This window comes from Candidatus Sodalis pierantonius str. SOPE (assembly GCF_000517405.1).
GTDB lineage: Bacteria > Pseudomonadota > Gammaproteobacteria > Enterobacterales > Enterobacteriaceae > Sodalis_C > Sodalis_C pierantonii.
This window is the reverse complement of sequence record NZ_CP006568.1, coordinates 3829123-3846068: the sequence shown is the minus strand read 5'-3', so window position 1 is coordinate 3846068 and position 16946 is coordinate 3829123. Positions and strand designations below refer to the sequence as shown.

5 protein-coding genes, 2 rRNA genes and 6 pseudogenes are annotated in these 16946 nt (G+C 52.6%); 6 read left to right on the top strand and 7 right to left on the bottom strand.

All coding sequences use genetic code 11. The annotated features are described in order from the left end of the window. The first annotated feature begins 5 nt into the window (after positions 1–5). The 3 genes and pseudogenes from SOPEG_RS19070 (at position 6) to SOPEG_RS25450 (ending at position 4641) form a co-directional block, all read left to right on the top strand. A 23S ribosomal RNA gene (locus SOPEG_RS19070) occupies positions 6–2914 on the top strand. A 276-nt stretch (positions 2915–3190) separates the two neighbouring features. Further along, positions 3191–3306 (top strand): 5S ribosomal RNA (gene rrf, locus SOPEG_RS19065). 125 nt (positions 3307–3431) lie between these two features. Further along, positions 3432–4641, top strand: a pseudogene (locus tag SOPEG_RS25450) (IS256-like element ISSoEn2 family transposase). Positions 4642–4689: 48 nt separating this feature from the next. On the opposite strand, the gene SOPEG_RS19055 reads toward SOPEG_RS25450, so the two are convergent. The 4 genes and pseudogenes from SOPEG_RS19055 to SOPEG_RS30310 form a co-directional block, all read right to left on the bottom strand. Further along, positions 4690–5448: an amino acid ABC transporter ATP-binding protein gene (locus tag SOPEG_RS19055; protein ID WP_025246529.1), complete on the bottom strand. Its 759-nt coding sequence runs from the start codon at positions 5446–5448 to the stop codon at positions 4690–4692. 13 nt (positions 5449–5461) lie between these two features. Further along, positions 5462–6581 (bottom strand): annotated as a pseudogene (locus tag SOPEG_RS19050) (amino acid ABC transporter permease). Between the two features lie 15 nt (positions 6582–6596). Next, the gene (locus SOPEG_RS19045; RefSeq protein WP_025246528.1) at positions 6597–7757 is read right to left on the bottom strand and encodes an amino acid ABC transporter permease; all 1161 of its coding nucleotides are present in this window, start codon (positions 7755–7757) and stop codon (positions 6597–6599) included. A 132-nt stretch (positions 7758–7889) separates the two neighbouring features. Beyond that, a pseudogene (locus tag SOPEG_RS30310) lies at positions 7890–9030 on the bottom strand (IS256 family transposase). A gap of 56 nt (positions 9031–9086) precedes the next feature. On the opposite strand from SOPEG_RS30310, the gene SOPEG_RS27945 reads away from it, so the two are divergent. Further along, positions 9087–9602: a DNA adenine methylase gene (locus SOPEG_RS27945; RefSeq protein ID WP_148297140.1), complete on the top strand. Its 516-nt coding sequence runs from the start codon at positions 9087–9089 to the stop codon at positions 9600–9602. Between the two features lie 122 nt (positions 9603–9724). Here the strand turns inward: SOPEG_RS27945 and SOPEG_RS19025 are convergent. The 3 genes and pseudogenes from SOPEG_RS19025 to cspE form a co-directional block, all read right to left on the bottom strand. Continuing rightward, a pseudogene (locus SOPEG_RS19025) lies at positions 9725–10648 on the bottom strand (IS5-like element ISSoEn1 family transposase). Between the two features lie 728 nt (positions 10649–11376). Beyond that, positions 11377–12947: pseudogene (locus SOPEG_RS19020) on the bottom strand (ABC transporter substrate-binding protein). 590 nt (positions 12948–13537) lie between these two features. Beyond that, positions 13538–13750 carry a transcription antiterminator/RNA stability regulator CspE gene (gene cspE / locus SOPEG_RS25440; RefSeq protein ID WP_071882318.1) on the bottom strand — a complete coding sequence of 71 codons (213 nt, stop codon included), beginning with the start codon at positions 13748–13750 and terminating at the stop codon, positions 13538–13540. Positions 13751–14390: 640 nt separating this feature from the next. Between cspE and SOPEG_RS19010 the strand changes: the two genes are divergently transcribed. Both SOPEG_RS19010 and SOPEG_RS19005 read left to right on the top strand, forming a co-directional pair. Beyond that, positions 14391–15398: an amino acid ABC transporter substrate-binding protein gene (locus SOPEG_RS19010; protein WP_038469078.1), complete on the top strand. Its 1008-nt coding sequence runs from the start codon at positions 14391–14393 to the stop codon at positions 15396–15398. Positions 15399–15469: 71 nt separating this feature from the next. After that, a pseudogene (locus SOPEG_RS19005) lies at positions 15470–16678 on the top strand (IS256 family transposase). Positions 16679–16946 lie beyond the last annotated feature (268 nt).

The following is a 16946-nucleotide window of genomic DNA, read 5'->3' as shown; positions in this document are numbered from 1 at the left end:
TGTGAGGTTAAGTGACTAAGCGTACACGGTGGATGCCTAGGCAGTCAGAGGCGATGAAGGACGTGCTAATCTGCGAAAAGCGCCGGTGAGCTGATATGAGGCGTTATCAGCCGGCGATGTCCGAATGGGGAAACCCGGTGCAACTCGTTGCATCATCGTCAGGTGAATCCATAGCCTGACGAAGTGAACCAGGGGAACTGAAACATCTCAGTACCCTGAGGAAAAGAAATCAACCGAGATTCCCCCAGTAGCGGCGAGCGAACGGGGAACAGCCCATAGCCATCATCAGCTTGCGCATCAGGAGAACGGTCTGGGAAGTCCGGCGACAGAGGGTGATAGCCCCGTATCCGAAGGTGCGCTTGTTGTGAGCTCGATGAGTAGGGCGGGACACGTGATATCCTGTCTGAAGATGGGGGGACCATCCTCCAAGGCTAAATACTCCTGACTGACCGATAGTGAACCAGTACCGAGAGGGAAAGGCGAAAAGAACCCCGGCGAGGGGAGTGAAATAGAACCTGAAACCGTGTACGTACAAGCAGTGGGAGCATCCTTCGGGGTGTGACTGCGTACCTTTTGTATAATGGGTCAGCGACTTATATTCTGTAGCAAGGTTAACCGTATAGGGGAGCCGTAGGGAAACCGAGTCTTAACTGGGCGTCTAGTTGCAGGGTATAGACCCGAAACCCGGTGATCTAGCCATGGGCAGGTTGAAGGTTGGGTAACACTAACTGGAGGACCGAACCGACTAATGTTGAAAAATTAGCGGATGACTTGTGGCTGGGGGTGAAAGGCCAATCAAACCGGGAGATAGCTGGTTCTCCCCGAAAGCTATTTAGGTAGCGCCTCGTGAAGTTATCTACGGGGGTAGAGCACTGTTTCGGCTAGGGGTCCATCCCGGATTACCAACCCGATGCAAACTGCGAATACCGTAGAATGTTATCACGGGAGACACACGGCGGGTGCTAACGTCCGTCGTGAAGAGGGAAACAACCCAGACCGCCAGCTAAGGTCCCAAAGTCATGGTTAAGTGGGAAACGATGTGGGAAGGCCCAGACAGCCAGGATGTTGGCTTAGAAGCAGCCATCATTTAAAGAAAGCGTAATAGCTCACTGGTCGAGTCGGCCTGCGCGGAAGATGTAACGGGGCTAAACCATGCACCGAAGCTGCGGCAGCGACACGTAAGTGTTGTTGGGTAGGGGAGCGTTCTGTAAGCCTGCGAAGGTGGCCTGTGAGGGCTGCTGGAGGTATCAGAAGTGCGAATGCTGGCATAAGTAACGATAAAGCGGGTGAAAAGCCCGCTCGCCGGAAGACCAAGGGTTCCTGTTCAACGTTAATCGGAGCAGGGTGAGTCGACCCCTAAGGCGAGGCCGAAAGGCGTAGTCGATGGGAAACAGGTTAATATTCCTGTACTGGGTGTGACTGCGAAGGGGGGACGGAGAAAGCTAGGTTCGCCGGGCGACGGTTGTCCCGGTTCAAGCGTGAAGGTGGAACGAGCAGGCAAATCCGCTCATTCTTAACACTGAGGCGTGATGACGAGCCACCAGGGTGGTGAAGGAATTGATGCTACGCTTCCAGGAAAAGCCTCTAAGCTCCAGGTCACATCGAATCGTACCCCAAACCGACACAGGTGGTCAGGTAGAGAATACCCAGGCGCTTGAGAGAACTCGGGTGAAGGAACTAGGCAAAATGGTGCCGTAACTTCGGGAGAAGGCACGCTGGCACGTAGGTGGAGGGTCTTGCGCCCCGAGCTGAAGCCAGTCGCAGATACCAGCTGGCTGCAACTGTTTATTAAAAACACAGCACTGTGCAAACACGAAAGTGGACGTATACGGTGTGACGCCTGCCCGGTGCCGGAAGGTTAATTGATGGGGTTATCGCTTGCGAGAAGCCCTTGATCGAAGCCCCGGTAAACGGCGGCCGTAACTATAACGGTCCTAAGGTAGCGAAATTCCTTGTCGGGTAAGTTCCGACCTGCACGAATGGCGTAATGATGGCCAGGCTGTCTCCACCCGAGACTCAGTGAAATTGAACTCGCCGTGAAGATGCGGTGTACCCGCGGCAAGACGGAAAGACCCCGTGAACCTTTACTATAGCTTGACACTGAACATTGAACCTTGATGTGTAGGATAGGTGGGAGGCTTTGAAGTGTGGACGCCAGTCTGCATGGAGCCAACCTTGAAATACCACCCTTTAATGTTTGATGTTCTCACTCAGGCCCGTTATCCGGGCCGAGGACAGTGTCTGGTGGGTAGTTTGACTGGGGCGGTCTCCTCCCAAAGAGTAACGGAGGAGCACGAAGGTTAGCTAATCACGGTCGGACATCGTGAGGTTAGTGCAAAGGCATAAGCTAGCTTGGCTGCGAGAGTGACGGCTCGAGCAGGTGCGAAAGCAGGTCTTAGTGATCCGGTGGTTCTGAATGGAAGGGCCATCGCTCAACGGATAAAAGGTACTCCGGGGATAACAGGCTGATACCGCCCAAGAGTTCATATCGACGGCGGTGTTTGGCACCTCGATGTCGGCTCATCACATCCTGGGGCTGAAGTAGGTCCCAAGGGTATGGCTGTTCGCCATTTAAAGTGGTACGTGAGCTGGGTTTAGAACGTCGTGAGACAGTTCGGTCCCTATCTGCCGTGGGCGCTGGAAGATTGAGAGGGGCTGCTCCTAGTACGAGAGGACCGGAGTGGACGCACCACTGGTGTTCGGGTTGTCATGCCAATGGCATTGCCCGGTAGCTACGTGCGGAAGAGATAACCGCTGAAAGCATCTAAGCGGGAAACTTGCCTCGAGATGAGTCTTCCCTGAGGCCTAGAGCCTCCTGTAGGGACGTTAAAGACGATGACGTTGATAGGTCGGATGTGTAAGCGCTGCGAGGCGTTGAGCTAACCGATACTAATGACCCGTGAGACTTAACCTTACAACACCTGAGCTGTTTGAGAGCGTGCGCGAGACGAGAGCGAAAGCGAACGTTGACGCCAAAGCGCAGGCGGATATCAGCGCCAAACGCAAGCGGACATGACCGCGAAAGTGATGTGCCAGGGGCATCCACCCTAGTGCGGCGGCAGGGCGTGAAGCGGGCGCAAGAGACAAGACAATATCAGCAATGTTCCGGATAACGCCTGACGGTCACGCGAGTGAGGGTTGGGCAGCAAGAGCCATCTGCACGGTGAAAGCGGTGCGGAAAACGAATTTGCCTGGCGGCACTAGCGCGGTGGTCCCACCTGACCCCATGCCGAACTCAGAAGTGAAACGCCGTAGCGCCGATGGTAGTGTGGGGTCTCCCCATGCGAGAGTAGGGAACTGCCAGGCATAATCAAGAAGCCCTCTGCTAACGCAGAGGGCTTTTTTCTTGTCTCAGAAACGAGCCTGTTTAGAAATTTGTGTATTTGCCTGATTTTGATATGTTCAATCCAACATCAAAAACAGGTTAATTTATGGACGAAAAACAGTTGCAGGCTCTGGCTAACGAACTGACCAAAAATCTCAAAACCCCTGAAGATCTCAGTCACTTCGATCGGCTGCTGAAAAAAATCAGCGTCGAAGCAGCTCTCAATGCCGAAATGACCCATCACCTCGGCTACGATAAAAATCAGCCTAAACCGGGGACCAACGCCCGCAACGGCTATTCCACAAAAACCGTTACCACTGGCGATGGCCCGCTGGCGCTGCGTACTCCGCGCGATCGTGACGGTTCCTTTGAACCGCAACTGGTGAAGAAGAACCAGACCCGGATTACCGGGATGGATAACCAGATTTTATCGTTGTACGCCAAAGGGATGACCACCCGCGAGATCGCCCGCCGCGTTCAAAGAGCTGTATGACGCCGATGTCTCGCCGGCGCTGGTCTCAAAGGTCACCGATACGGTCATGGAGCAGGTTGTCGAATGGCAAAACCGGCCTCTGGATGCAGTTTATCCCATTGTTTATCTTGACTGTATCGTTCTAAAAGTCCGGCAGGACAGCCGCATCATCAACAAATCTGTGTTCCTGGCGCTGGGCATCAACATCGAAGGCCAGAAAGAGTTGCTAGGTATGTGGCTGGCCGAAAATGAAGGCGCAAAGTTCTGGCTGAACGTGCTGACAGAGCTGAAAAACCGCGGCCTGAACGATATCCTTATCGCCTGCGTAGACGGGCTGAAAGGTTTCCCTGACGCTATTAACGCGGTGTATTCGGAGGCGCGGCTCCAGCTGTGTATCGTGCATATGGTGCGCAACAGCCTGCGGTTCGTCTCTTGGAAGGACTACAAGGCCGTCACCCGCGACCTGAAAGCTATCTATCAGGCCCCTACGGAAGAAGCCGGCTTGCAGGCGCTGGAAGCGTTCTCCAGTGCCTGGGACATCCGCGACCCGCAAATAAGTCGAAGCTGGCAGGCAAACTGGGCCAATCTGGCCACGTTCTTTGCCTACCCAACGGACATCCGCAAGGTGATCTACACGACCAACGCCATCGAGTCGTTAAACAGCGTGATCCGGCATGCCATCAAAAAGCGCAAGGTGTTCCCGACCGACGACGCAGTGAAAAAGGTGGTGTGGCTGGCGATACAGGCGGCCTCACAGAAATGGACAATGTCTTTGAGGGACTGGCGCATGGCAATGAGCCGCTTTATTATCGAGTTCGGTGACCGCCTGGACGGTCACTTCTGAGAAAAGGCATTTACACAGAATCCGGTACGGGCTCACCCGCCGGGAACATTAGTGAATGACCTGTGAGAGAAAAGCGCGGGTCCGCGCCGATTTCGGCTGGGCGAAAAACGCCTCCGGCGGTGCCTGTTCAACAATTTCGCCGCGATCCATGAAGATCACCCGATCGGCCACGGTGCGGGCAAAGCCCATTTCATGGGTCACACACAACATGGTCATTCCATCTTCAGCCAGTCCTATCATGGTATCCAGCACCTCTTTCACCATTTCAGGATCCAGCGCCGAGGTCGGTTCATCAAATAACATGATTTTCGGCTTCATGCACAGCGAACGGGCGATAGCGACCCGTTGCTGCTGTCCGCCCGACAACTGTCCGGGGAATTTTTGCGCATGTTCGGCAATGCGCACCCGCTCCAAATAGTGCATCGCCAGCGCCTCGGCCTCTTTCTTGGGCATCTTGCGTACCCAGGTAGGCGCCAGAATGCAATTTTGCAGGACAGTCAGGTGCGGAAATAGATTGAAGTGCTGAAATACCATGCCGACTTCGGTGCGTACGCGCTCGATATTGCGGAGATCGTCATTAAGCAGAGTACCGTCAATCACAATGTTGCCCTGTTGATGCTCCTCAAGATGGTTGATACAGCGGATCGTCGTGGACTTACCCGATCCGGAGGGGCCGCATAACACGATACGCTCGCCGGCTTTGACCTGCAGATTGATATCTTTCAAAACATGGAACTGTCCATACCATTTATTGACGTTTTCCATTGTAATTATTAGGTTGTCCGTAGGGGCGGCGTTATTATTCATGCTCATAAAAACCTCAATGCTGGTGTCCGGTATGAAAACGCTTTTCCAGATGCTGGCTATAGCGGGACATGCTGAAACAGAAAATTCAATAAACGAGCGCGGCGAAGACATAACCTTCGGTGGACATGCCCAGCCAGGCGGGGTCCATCGTTGCCTGCTGCACGCTGCTAAACAGATCGAATAACCCGATAATGACCACCAGGCTGGTGTCTTTAAATAACGCGATGATGGTATTGACCAGTCCGGGGATGACCATCTTTAGCGCCTGCGGCAAAATAATGAGCCCCTGGGTTTTCCAATAGCCGAGCGCCAGGGATTCCGCCGCCTCGGTTTGGCCCTTTGGCAGCGCCTGTAGCCCGCCGCGTACGACTTCCGCCACATAGGCGGATTGGAACATGATAACGCCCACCAGCGCGCGCAGCAGTTTATCGATTTGGGTGCCTTCGGAGAGAAAAAGCGGCAGCATCACCGAGGACATAAACAGCACGGTGATAAGCGGTACGCCGCGCCAAAACTCGATAAAGATGATCGCCAGCCATTTTACCACCGGCATAGATGAACGCCGGGCCAGCGCTAGAATAATCCCCAACGGCATCGCGCCGGCGATGCCCACCGCGGAGATAATCAAAGTCAGAGTGAGGCCGCCCCATAAGCGGGTTTCCACGCGACTCAGGCCGAAAAAGCCGCCGTAAAGCATGATCCAGGTAAAGATGGGAATCGCTATCACCCAGCAGGTGATATAGCGGCCGCGGCGCGGCATACCGCGCCAAAACATCGGCAGCAGCGAAAGCAGGCACACAATAAGGGTGACATTGATGCGCCAACGCTGATCCAGCGGATAAAGTCCATACATGAATTGGCCGAAACGCGCGTGGATAAATACCCAGCAGGCGCCTTCGCGAGTGCAATCAAGGCGCGAGGTCCCCAACCAATTGGCTTTTCCCCAACCAATTGGCTTTGATGAACACCCACTCCACCAGCGGCGGTAAGGCTATCCACAATAGCCAGAGACAGAACAGGGTCAGAAGGCTATTCGTGAAGTTGGAAAACAAATTGCGTTTGATCCATTGCGTTGCCAGGACCAGCCGATTACGTGAGACCGACGCGATGGGTTCCTGCGGAGATAAAGTCATAGTCATCGGGACCTCTCAACGTTCCACCAGCGCTTTGTGCTTGTTATAAATATTCATCAGCAACGAAATAGCCAGGCTGATGACCAGATAAACCCCCATGGTAATGGCGATGGTTTCGATGGCCTGGCCGGTCTGATTGAGCACCGAGCCGGCGAACAACGACACCATATCGGGATAGCCGATAGCGGCCGCCAACGATGAGTTCTTGACGATATTGAGATATTGACTGGTAAGGGGAGGAACGATCACTCGCATCGCCTGCGGCAGGATCACTTTGTTCAGCGTCACCGGATTTGGCAATCCGAGCGAGCGCGCCGCTTCGTGCTGGCCGAACGGCACCGACTGAATACCGGAGCGGATCACCTCAGCAATAAACGCAGACGTGTACACCGACAGCGCCAGCGTCGCGAGCTCGGGAATAAGCGCCATACCGCCGCGGAAATTAAAGCCGCGCAGCTGCGGCACATCCCAGGCGATCGCGGGGCCGGCGATAAACTGCGCCAGTGCCGGCAGCGCTACCAGCAGCACGATTATCCACGGCCAGCTGCGGCGCAATTGGCCGGTTTTAAGCTGATGGCGGCGCTGGAGGCGAAACAGCGCCACGGCTATCAGCAGCGCGAGAAAGGTCGCCCAAGCGCCCGAGCCGGCGTCGGGAGCGGGTAAATACAGTCCGCGGTTACTGAGAAAGGCAAGATCGAAAGCGTTTACCGCCTGACGCGGTCCAGGCAGGTTGCGCAACACGGCGAAATACCAGAAGAAGATTTGCAGCAGCGGCGGAATGTTGCGGAAAATCTCGATATACAGGGTGGAGAGTTTACGCAGCAGCCAGTTCTCGGACAGTCTCGACAGGCCGATGATAAAACCCAGTATCGAGGCAAAAACAATACATAGCGCCGATACCAGCAGCGTATTGAACAGACCGACGACAAAGACTCGCCCGTAGGTGTCGCCTTGTTCAAAATCGGTGAGATGCTGCACGATGCCAAAACCGGCGGCGTTATTAAGGAAGTCGAATCCGGAGGTGATACCGCGGTGGTTCAGGTTGGTCAGAGTGTTATGCACCAGATGGCCGACAAACGCCACCAGGATCACAACAGCCAGAATCTGGTAAAGCCAGGCGCGAACCGCAGGGTTGGTCAGGGAAAAGTTTCCCGTTACGGTTGGGCGGTGTTGCATAGGTAAGCCTCAGCAGGAAAAATCGAAGAAAAAGCACCGGCGGCGCCGGTGCTCCTGAACTGTGGCAGCTATTAACGTACCGGCGGGGCGTACTGAATGAGCCCGTACCGGATTCTGTGTAAATGCCTTTTCTCAGAAGTGACCGTCCAGGCGGTCATCGAATTCGATAATAAAGCGGCTCATTGCCATGCGCCAGTCCCTCAAAGGCATTGTCCATTTCTGTGAGGCCGCCTGTATCGCCAGCCACACCACCTTTTTCACTGCGTCGTCGGTCGGGAACACCTTGCGGATGTCCGTTGGGTAGGCAAAGAACGTGGCCAGATTGGCCCAGTTTGCCTGCCAGCTTCGACTTATTTGCGGGTCGCGGATGTCCCAGGCACTGGAGAACGCTTCCAGCGCCTGCAAGCCGGCTTCTTCCGTAGGGGCCTGATAGATAGCTTTCAGGTCGCGGGTGACGGCCTTGTAGTCCTTCCAGGAGACGAACCGCAGGCTGTTGCGCACCATATGCACGATACACAGCTGGAGCCGCGCCCTCCGGATACACCGCGTTAATAGCGTCAGGGAAACCTTTCAGCCCGTCTACGCAGGCGATAAGGATATCGTTCAGGCCGCGGTTTTTCAGCTCTGTCAGCACGTTCAGCCAGAACTTTGCGCCTTCATTTTCGGCCAGCCACATACCTAACAACTATTTCTGGCCTTCGATGTTGATGCCCAGCGCCAGGAACACAGATTTGTTGATGATGCGGCTGTCCTGCCGGACTTTTAGAACGATACAGTCAAGATAAACAATGGGATAGACTGCATACAGAGGCCGGTTTTGCCATTCGACAACCTGCTCCATGACCGCATCGGTGATCTTTGAGACCAGCGCCGGCGAGACATCGGCGTCATACAGCTCTTTGAACGCGGCGGCGATCTCGCGGGTGGTCATCCCTTTGGCGTACAACGATAAAATCTGGTTATCCATCCCGGTAATCCGGGTCTGGTTCTTCTTCACCAGTTGCGGTTCAAAGGAACCGTCACGATCGCGCGGAGTACGCAGTGCCAGCGGGCCATCGCCAGTGGTAACGGTTTTTGTGGAATAGCCGTTGCGGGCGTTGGTCCCCGGTTTAGGCTGATTTTTATCGTAGCCGAGGTGATGGGTCATTTCGGCATTGAGAGCTGCTTCGACGCTGATTTTTTTCAGCAGCCGATCGAAGTGACTGAGATCTTCAGGGGTTTTGAGATTTTTGGCCAGTTCGTTAGCCAGAGCCTGCAACTGTTTTTCGTCCATAAATTAACCTGTTTTTGATGTTGGATTGAACATATCAAAATCAGGCAAATACACAAATTTCTAAACAGGCTCTATTTGAGTGGCAACAAAAGACGCCACCAGAAATTTTCACTGATATTCAACGTGCTGCGCGATTTTATTATCTGCAACATCTGGCATTTGGAGGAAAAGTTTCCGGACAGACATTCGGTGCTTCTGCCGTACGTTCACAGGCTGTGAATCTTCTCAGGCTTGAAGAGCAGCTTTCTCTGGCTCATCTACGTCTATCAGGAGTAACAATTGAGCATCTGAGCTGGCGAACTTGCGTTGAGAAATATGACCACCCACATACTCTCTTTTATCTCGATCCGCCCTATTGGAAGACGCAAGGCTATGGCGTCCCCTTTTCGTTCGATGAATACGAAAACATGGCACGTTTAGCTAAAAGCATTAACGGAAAAATGATTATTTCCGTCAATAATATACCAGAAATGCGTGAAGTATTTTCGGCATTGTCGCAGGAAAGCGTCCAGCTTTCTTATTCTTTGGGAAATAGTAAAAATAAAGTTAGCGAGCTGATAATAATGAATTGATATCACACATTATTATAGTGCAAGTACGCGCCCAGCTGGGGATAAATGACACCACCGGTCTTTATACGCTTTGTTGAATAAATCCGAAATTTGTGACGACTTCCTCCCTATCAGGGCGATTGTTACATGATGCGGACGTTGTTTGGCATTCCTAACAGCGTGATCCGGTTAAGCGCTTTGACCATTGCCATAGCCTCACCTACCTGCGCGTCATAGTCATGCAGACTCAGATGACCACCCAGAAGTGTTTTAAACCGGAACATGGCCGTTTCAGCCAGTGAACGCCGGTGATAACCTACTTTCTTTTTCCAGGTATCGTTATTGCCGCTCAGATGCTGATTTGCCACCGCATGGTTACGCTCATGGTATCGAGCTGGCCAATATTGCGCACCACTTCACTGTGGGATAAGCGGCTTTATTTTTTTCCTCAGCAGAGCATCATGACAGTAACGCGTATCGTAAGCACTGTCAGCCGACGCTTCCCTGATTTTCCGGTGGGTTTGGTTAATCAGCCCGGACAGTGCCTGCGCATCTGTCGTACCGCTTAGCGATAAATCGGCACAGATAATTTCATGTGTCGCGCTATCTACTGCCAGATGAAGCTTGCGCCATACTCTGCGCCTCTCAGCCCCATGCTGCCTGACTTTCCATTCGCCTTCGCCGAAGATTTTCAGGCCGGAGCCATCGATGACCAAGTGTGAGATTTCGCCGCGGGTTGGCGTTTTTATGCTGATGTCGACGGTTTTTGCTCGCCGGCTGACCAGAGAGTAATCTGGGCAGCGCAGCGACAGCCCCATCAGTTTAAAAATCGCGTCAACGAAACCCTGTAACGCCCGGAGCGAAAGGTTAAACACGCGCTTTATCATCAGAACCGTGGTAATGGCCATATCGGTGTAGTGAAGCGGCCGGCCACGATGTTCAGGTGGTGTACTCTCAGTCCATGCAGCAATGGCTGACTCATCAAGCCATACTGTCATGTCCCCCCGCTGCCTGAGCGCATTGTTGTATGCGGGCCAGTTGGTGATTTTAAACTTTTGCTTTGCCATGGGGACCTGATGTTGAAACGAATGTAGTGATCAGAGCCGCCAGTCACCTAAAAGTTCGATTTATTCAACAAAGCCCCTCCATACATGTGGTAAGCATCAGCATACTCATCTTTTCCACCAATTTCCCAGCTTGATAAGAAGGCTTTAATTTTTACTATCATGTACAACCTTGGCTGAAGCATTAATTCTGAATAGGCCCTATTTTGCTGGGTATCCTATAGGACTTATTGAGTTAAGACAAGATGATGCCTTGGAGTAAGTAGGTGAAACTTGTTCCACCATCACAGAACAGGTCGCGAGTGATCAACGATAACGCACATGGCACATTTTTGTTCAGGATGATGAAATATCTACCTCCGAGACGAGGGCAAGACGTTGCCACATTGGGGAAGATGAGAGCGTGGATAGGGAACTTTACCCTCTAGGAACAACGAAAAAACACAGTCACAGCACTCTTATTATGTGACTCCCGAATCAGCTGTATCTCCGCAGAAAATGAGGAGTCGCCGGAGAAGCGAAAATAGATCTATGTGGCCGTCAAAATCCGTAATCTAACCTGTGGTCAGGTCAAACACGGAACCGGATCTGTCAGGACGAAGTTTGGCTAAATCGGGAGCAGAAATCTCTAGCTGCATAACTTAACAGATACGATAACTACAGTGACGCCTACCTTAGCTATAGATTTTGTAACCAATTCTGGACTGTCTAAAATAGCTATTTTTTAGGGTTTAGGGGAGTCCAGAATATTTTGCATCGCTACACGATTCGTTAAAACCACCCATCCACGGTTTTACCAGCTTACTTGAAACATAGTAATAGACGGGGATCGCCGGTACCTGTGCGCCAAAATGGCTTCCGCCTGCTGATAAAACCGGCCGGCGTTCGCCGGCGTGGCCGCTGATGCCGCATGAATCGCTTGGTCATAATCGGCATTAACGAATTTGGCGATATTTTCACTGCTATTGCTCAAGAAATTATTCAGAAAAGTCGAGGGCTCATCGTAGTCGGCTATCCAGGCATAACGCACCAGGTCAAAATTGCCGGTATGCATGGTATCGAGCATAGTTTTCCATTCTTGATTTTGCAGCGTTGCCACGACGCTCAAATTTTTCTTCCACATTGAACTGGCGGCAATGGCAATACGTTGATGGGATTCCGAGGTGTTATACAGTAAGGAAAACGTCAGCGGATGCTGCGCATCGAAACCCGCCTCTTTGAGCAGCGCTTTCGCTTTTTCATTACGTTTATCCTGGCTCCAGCCCGCGTAGTCCGGCATTTTCAAATTATAACCGCCGGCGGCATAGTGGCTGAGGGTCCAAACGGGCGTCTGTCCTTGGCCCAGTACTTTTTCAGCGATGATACTTTTATCCAAGCTCAAATTGAGCGCCAGCCGCACCCTTGGGTCGTTGAATGGCGCTTTTTGAGTATTGAATTCGTAATAGTACACCGCCAGCTTCGGGGAAATGTGGACCTCGGGGCCAATCTCCTTTTTCAATGATTTAAACAGCGTTTCGGGGATGGTATAGGTTATATGGATTTCGCCGGCGCGGTAGCGGTTAACATCGGCGGTGCCGGAGGTCACCGGCAGATAAGTCACTTTGTTGATAACCGTATGTGCGTTATCCCAGTAGCGGTTGTTTCTGATGCCGACCACTTTTTCATTCACTACCCACTGGTCGAGTTTATAGGCGCCGCTGCTGACAATATTGCCCGGCTGGGTCCATTTATCGCCAAATTGATCGATAACTTTCTTATCAACGGGGACCAGAGCGGGATGCGCCAGCATTTGCAGGAAATAGGAGATCGGTTTCACCAGCGTCACTTCCACCGTCCCGGCATTGAGGGCTTTGATGCCCAATTCATCCGGGTTTTTCTTACCGTCTACAATATCCTGCGCGTTGAGCACCTGCATGTTGCTCAAATAACTTGCATAGGGCGAGGCCGTGACCGGGTTAACCAGCCGGCGCCAGCTGAAGACCACATCCTCCGCGGTAATGGGATCGCCATTCGACCAGGTTAGCCTCGGTCGCAAATGAAATACCCAGCGGGTATTGTGATCATTGTCCCAGCGTTCGGCCAGACGCGGACGGATTTTCCCGTCATTATCCACGCTGACCAGCCCTTCAAAAAAATCGCTTATAATATTAAATTCAACCTCGCTTTCCACTTTTTGCGGATCAAGAGACGCGGGCTCACTGCTGTTATTGCGGACGATGTCCTGATCCGCCGCCAACAGCGCCCCGGCCGGCACCACTGCCGCCTGCAGCATTAATGGGGATGCCCTGAACGCGTCCAACATGAGCGCCAGCAACGTTTTCCTGCCATAACTAAAAGGTAATAACCTCATCCCGCTGTTCTCCCGTTATTGTTTTAAACGTCAAATATTAAACTAATTAACGTGTTCGTTGAGTTAGGGAAAACACTTTTGACCTAACACGTTAAAACAAACGGAAACGACGGGAGCGGCAGATAAGGTTCTGGTTAGACTCATGTTGGCATAGGAAACGGACTTGGGGCAGACATCGGCACCAAAGTAGCATTGCCCGTAGGGCTTTGGCTAAGATAGCGAGTAAGGTAACGGCTGGACTAAGGAACGACACGGACTGCTTCGGCTAAAACAGCGAGTAACGTAACCGCTGAATCCTGGAGCAACGCTTTTGGCTAAGATAGCGGGTGACGTTACGGCTGAACCCTGGACCGGGTGGCGGCCGAGATACCAAGCACGGCGAAAAAGCGCCTAGCGACCTTCGGTCGTCCGTGGCGCGCCGCTACCGGCAATAAAAAAACCCCGGCCTTGGCCGGGGTTTTCTCTGCGTTGCAAAGGCATATCATCCGGCCGTTGCCGGGGCGGTAGACTTGGCCACCGTCGACATCCCTTTGACGCGTATCTTACAGGGCAACCACGTTAGCAGCGGACGGGCCTTTCTGACCCTGCTCAATGGTGAATTCTACGCGCTGGCCTTCGTCCAGGGTTTTGAAATCGTTGCTCTGGATGGCGGAAAAGTGAACAAAAACATCTTTGCTGTCGTCAGCCGGAGTGATGAAACCAAAACCTTTACCTGCGTCAAACCATTTTACTAAACCAGTTACTTTATTAGACATTTGTACTTCCTTCATTAAGATAAAAACCGCCTGCGGCGATAGAGGGTCTGCTTGCCAGTATGTACTTATGGGCACGTATTAAGAAGGAAATTCGTCGAAGAAGTGATGGTGGACTATCGCTTTTTGCTGAACAACTTTACTAAAATGGCTTACATAAATAGGTCTGTACCACAAACCGATGACGCTATTAACGCATACTCCCGCCAGGGGCGCAAGCGTTATTATGAAGAAAAATGATATAACCAGTGGGAATAATACTTCGACCCTGCACGCTTTTCTCGCCGCCGCCTGTTTGGGTGCGGCGTGCTGTCGTTTCGCCCGTTTCGCGGCCCGCCACGCCCAGGCTCGTTTCTGTTCTGCTGGCGAGCGGGCCCCTTAGCAATTCCACATAGCGGAACTGACTGCATCTCTATGGTGCAAATGCTGCTCTAAGGTCCTCTTTGAGCCCCGAAATAGGGCAAAACATGCTCCATTCTCATTATATGTGCTGTTAATGGGTTGTAACTTAACCCTGCAATCCGCTATCTGCCGTTTTGGCATTACCTTTGCTATGAGGTTACAGGCGTTATGCCGTCTTAAGGAAAGATGTGTCCGAGCACATCAAAAATCGACTGCTTTATTCTGCCTCACAGGACGAATTATGAAAAAAATGATGATTTTCACACTGGTTGCCGCCGCTGCCCTGTTTGCGGTAGCGAATCAGGCTCACGCTGGGGCCACTTTGGACGCGGTCAAGAAAAAGGGCTTTATCCAATGCGGTATCAGCGATGGCTTATCGGGTTTCTCTTATGCTGATGCCAGCGGGAAATTTACCGGTCTGGATGTGGATGTTTGCCGGGCAGTTGCCGCGGCCGTATTTGGCGATGCGACGAAAGTAAAATACACTCCGCTGACCGCCAAAGAGCGTTTTACCGCGCTGCAATCAGGTGAAGTCGATATTCTGTCGCGCAACACCACCTGGACCTCTTCCCGTGACGGCAACATGGGCTTTGTTTTCGCCGGCGTAAACTATTACGACGGCATTGGTTTCTTGACGCGTAACAAAGCCGGTTTAAAGAGCGCCAAAGACCTGGATGGCGCTACCGTCTGTTTGCAATCCGGCACCGATACCGAGTTGAACGTGGCCGACTTCTTCCGCGCCAATAAAATGCAGTACACGCCGGTGACCTTCGATCGCGCCGACGAAAGCGCCAAAGCGCTAGAGTCCGGCCGCTGCGATACGTTGGCAACCGATCAGTCAGGGCTATACGCGTTGCGAATCAAGCTAAGCAAACCTGATGACTGGGTGGTATTACCTGAAGTGATCTCGAAAGAGCCGCTGGGGCCGGTGGTACGCCGCGGCGACGACGATTGGTTCACTATTGTGAAATGGTCGCTGTACGCCATGCTTAACGCTGAGGAAATGGAAATCACCTCGAAAAACGTTGACGAACTGGCCGCCAACCCGAAAAACCCGGATATGGCCCATCTACTCGGCAAAGAAGGTCATTACGGCGAAGAGCTGAAACTGTCCAACGACTGGGCGCACAATATCATTAAACAAGTCGACAATTACAGCGAATCGTTTGAACGCAACGTCGGTCAGGACAGCGATCTGAAAATCAAACGCGGTTTGAACGCTTTATGGAATCACGGCGGCATTCAGTAGAGCCTGTTTAGAAATTTGTGTATTTGCCTGATTTTGATATGTTCAATCCAACATCAAAAACAGGTTAATTTATGGACGAAAAACAGTTGCAGGCTCTGGCTAACGAACTGGCCAAAAATCTCAAAACCTCTGAAGATTTCAGTCACTTCGATCGGCTGCTGAAAAAAATCAACGTCGAAGCAGCTCTCAATGCCGAAATGACCCATCACCTCGGCTACGATAAAAATCAGCCTAAACCGGGGACCAACGCCCGCAACGGCTATTCCACAAAAACTGTTACCACTGGCGATGGCCCGCTGACGCTGCGTACTCCGCGCGATCGTGACGGTTCCTTTGAACTGCAACTGGTGAAGAAGAACCAGACCCGGATTACCGGGATGGATAACCAGATTTTATCGTTGTACGCCAAAGGGATGACCACCCGCGAGATCGCCGCCGCGTTCAAAGAGCTGTATAACGCCGATGTCTCGCCGGCGCTGGTCTCAAAGGTCACCGATGCGGTCATGGAGCAGGTTGTCGAATGGCAAAACCGGCCTCTGGATGCAGTCTATCCCATTGTTTATCTTGACTGTATCGTTCTAAAAGTTCGGCAGGACAGCCGCATCATCAACAAATCTGTGTTCCTGGCGCTGGGCATCAACATCGAAGGCCAGAAAGAGTTGCTAGGTATGTGGCTGGCCGAAAATGAAGGCGCAAAGTTCTGGCTGAACGTGCTGACAGAGCTGAAAAACCGCGGCCTGAACGATATCCTTATCGCCTGCGTAGACGGGCTGAAAGGTTTCCCTGACGCTATTAACGCGGTGTATCCGGAGGCGCGGCTCCAGCTGTGTATCGTGCATATGGTGCGCAACAGCCTGCGGTTCGTCTCCTGGAAGGACTACAAGGCCGTCACCCGCGACCTGAAAGCTATCTATCAGGCCCCTACGGAAGAAGCCGGCTTGCAGGCGCTGGAAGCGTTCTCCAGTGCCTGGGACATCCGCTACCCGCAAATAAGTCGAAGCTGGCAGGCAAACTGGGCCAATCTGGCCACGTTCTTTGCCTACCCAACGGACATCCGCAAGGTGATCTACACGACCAACGCCATCGAGTCGTTAAACAGCGTGATCCGGCATGCCATCAAAAAGCGTAAGGTGTTCCCGACCGACGACGCAGTGAAAAAGGTGGTGTGACTGGCGATACAGGCGGCCTCACAGAAATGGACAATGCCTTTGAGGGACTGGCGCATGGCAATGAGCCGCTTTATTATCGAGTTCGGTGACCGCCTGGACGGTCACTTCTGAGAAAAGGCATTTACACAGAATCCGGTACGGGCTCATTTAAAAGGTGTTTTGCTTAGCGGCATCACACCTTTTTTGCTTTGTATCTCCTGGCCCACCGCCTCCGCCACGCTTGTCGCCCGGCGTATCTTCATCCCCCCGCGAAAATTTGCTGTACCGATATCCGCAGCCTTGAATCCCTTCGCGCCCGCCGTCCCTTGCAGAGATAGGTGCCACACTGACCGTACCGCCCGCCTACGGCCACGCTTGCCATTAAGCGCCTGCTCTGCTG

Bases quoted from the DNA above. Each gene is read 5' to 3' on its own strand.
- SOPEG_RS19055 (WP_025246529.1), bottom strand. From the start codon at position 5,448: ATGAATAATAACGCCGCCCCTACGGACAACCTAATAATTACAATGGAA.
- SOPEG_RS19045 (WP_025246528.1), bottom strand. From the start codon at position 7,757: ATGCAACACCGCCCAACCGTAACGGGAAACTTTTCCCTGACCAACCCT.
- cspE (WP_071882318.1), bottom strand. From the start codon at position 13,750: ATGTCTAATAAAGTAACTGGTTTAGTAAAATGGTTTGACGCAGGTAAA.
- SOPEG_RS19010 (WP_038469078.1), top strand. From the start codon at position 14,391: ATGAAAAAAATGATGATTTTCACACTGGTTGCCGCCGCTGCCCTGTTT.